The 2,367-nt window shown below is 50.3% G+C and carries 3 protein-coding genes; 2 read left to right on the forward strand and 1 reads right to left on the reverse strand.

Going from position 1 to position 2,367, the window contains the following annotated elements; genetic code table 11:
- Positions 1 to 116 precede the first annotated feature (116 nt).
- Positions 117 to 629: an HAD family hydrolase gene (locus tag M8006_RS17490; protein ID WP_284047111.1), complete on the forward strand. Its 513-nt coding sequence runs from the start codon at positions 117 to 119 to the stop codon at positions 627 to 629.
- On the opposite strand, the gene M8006_RS17495 is transcribed toward M8006_RS17490, so the two are convergent.
- Complete coding sequence (locus M8006_RS17495) at positions 622 to 1,524, reverse strand: LysR family transcriptional regulator (protein ID WP_250084465.1); 903 nt, start codon at positions 1,522 to 1,524, stop codon at positions 622 to 624. The two genes, M8006_RS17490 and M8006_RS17495, sit on opposite strands and share 8 nt — an antisense overlap.
- 167 nt (positions 1,525 to 1,691) lie before the next feature.
- On the opposite strand from M8006_RS17495, the gene M8006_RS17500 reads away from it, so the two are divergent.
- A partial coding sequence (locus M8006_RS17500) for an ATP-binding protein (protein WP_250084467.1) occupies positions 1,692 to 2,367 on the forward strand: 676 nt, incomplete at its 3' end.

The following is a 2,367-nucleotide window of genomic DNA, read 5'->3' on the forward strand; positions in this document are numbered from 1 at the left end:
GGACACTAAAGGCCTATCTCGCATAACTATCGCGTCGGTAAGACGTTAAATAGCCTCAACGCATCCACCATGCAGACGTAAAGCGCTCAATAATGGCGCTACCACCGCCGCGATGAATGAGGCGGGTCAACGGAGCTTCGCGACAAAAACTAAACGAGTTGTACTACAAGCAATTCAAGGGAGCGAACCTTTCCGACATGATGAACATTGGCAGACATTGGTTTGAGTCCTTAGACCATTACACCCTGTTCAAGGAGCCGGTGATCGACGCAATCAACAAACATAAGCAGAAGGGAAACAGCATCGCGTTGGTTTCTGGCTCTTTTCAACCCTGCCTCGCCCCGATACTTGAACACATAGGTGGTCGCTGGCTATTGTGCACAGACCTTGAGACTGTGTCGAATGTACTGACGGGCAATATTAAGCAGCAAGCCATTGGGGCGGGCAAGCGAACCATCATCGAACGCTTCGCCAGCGAACAAAAACTGCATCTCGCTAATTGTTACGCCTACGGCGATGACATATCGGATCTCGATATGATGGCATCTGTAGGGCACCCCGTTGCGGTTGCATCGGGTGACGGCGCGTTGGTGGCTATTGCCCGTTCCCGTGATTGGCCTGTTATATAATGACGCGGGACTTCACGTACTCCTTGAACAACTCAAGCGGCTTCGTCATGCACAGTTTTTTTTGGTACACCAAAGACACAGGCATAGACGGCGAACGGTAGTCGGGGTACAGGTTTTTAAGCTGGCCACTTTCTATCTCATCTTTAACAAAGACTTCAGGTAGCAAGGCGATGCCGATACCGGAAAGCGTCATCGCTTTGATCGCGGCCAAACTATTCGCTTTATGGCCAGCAGAGAGTCCCGTTGAATGCTTGGTTGACTTTACTTCTGGCTCTGGCAGCAGGATGCGCGCCGTTTGCGAAATGTTGATAAAACTCGGCGTGATCAGCTTGCTGACTTCCAGCAAATGCTCGTGGTTCTCGGGAAGTCGATGATTATCAATATAGCTCTGGCTGGCACAGAAAACATGCTCAGTACTGGTAAATGGTATGGCCACGAGCCGGGAGTCATCCAACTGACCGGTGCGGAAGCTGAAGTCCACATTAGCGGCAATCAGGTCCTTCACTTCGTTGGATACATCGAACTCAAGCATGATGTGCTCGTGGCTGTTGGCAAAGCACTGCAAGAAGGAAAAAGTTCGTTGCGTCACGAGCATTTCCGGTAGAGAAACCCGGACAATCCCTGCTGCTTCTTTATTGACACTTTGAATCCAGGATTCGCAGTCTTCCATATCTCTCATTATAATTTTTATTTTCTGATAAAAAATGCACCCCATGCTTGTGGAACACAGGCTATGGGTCGAGCGCTCAATCAGTTGAACATCCAGCTCACTTTCGAGTTTGGAGAGCCGCTTACTGATGGACGCTGGCGACACGTTTAACTGCCTCGCGGCCTTAGTGATGCTATTGCTTTCGTATACAGCGATGAATGATTTTAGATTTTCGAGATTTCGCATGCTTCTTCCCTGAATTCATAGGATAGCCGCAGCTATTTTAGTTATATGGTAGGGGCAAGAGCGTCTGCAGCGCCACCCTCTCACTAACGATCTCGTCACTGGGCAGTGCAAGCAGTAGCCATGCTAGACTATTGACCATATCGCTGTTTTTGTTCTGGAGGCCAGCCGTGCCGGATACCCACCGCCGTAAGCTCCCCATCGGGATTCAGACGTTCTCAGATATCCGCGAGGGCGACTATTACTACGTCGATAAAACACCGCATATTGAACGCCTGATTAACCAGAACAAATACTACTTCCTCTCGCGGCCACGCCGCTTCGGCAAAAGCCTGTTGCTGGACACCCTGCGCTGCCTGTTTGAAGGCCGCCAAACGCTGTTTGAAGGGCTTTATATTCACGACAAGTGGGACTGGCAACAGCGCTATCCGGTGATTCGCATTAGCTTTTCAGACGGTGTTATTCATAGCCGTGAACAGCTTGATCAGCATATCCATGAACTATTGGGCGGCGAAATTAAGCGTCTGGGCTTAACGCTGGACAACACGACTATCGCTGGCAGGTTTCGGGAGCTTATTCAGTTAGCGCATCAGCAAAATGGCCAACCCGTGGTTATCCTGATTGACGAGTACGACAAGCCGATTCTGGATAATATCCTGGTGCCCGAGCGTGCCCGGGAGCTGCGCGAGGGCTTGAAAAATCTCTACAGCGTTATTAAGGACGCTGACCCCCACTTGCACTTTGTGCTACTGACCGGCGTGTCCAAATTCAGTAAGGTCAGCCTTTTCTCGGGCTTGAATAACCTCAACGATATCACCCTGGATGCTCCCTTCAGCACGCTTTGTG

Origin of the sequence: Halomonas llamarensis (genome assembly GCF_023555005.1) — a bacterium.
GTDB classification, from domain to species: domain Bacteria; phylum Pseudomonadota; class Gammaproteobacteria; order Pseudomonadales; family Halomonadaceae; genus Vreelandella; species Vreelandella llamarensis.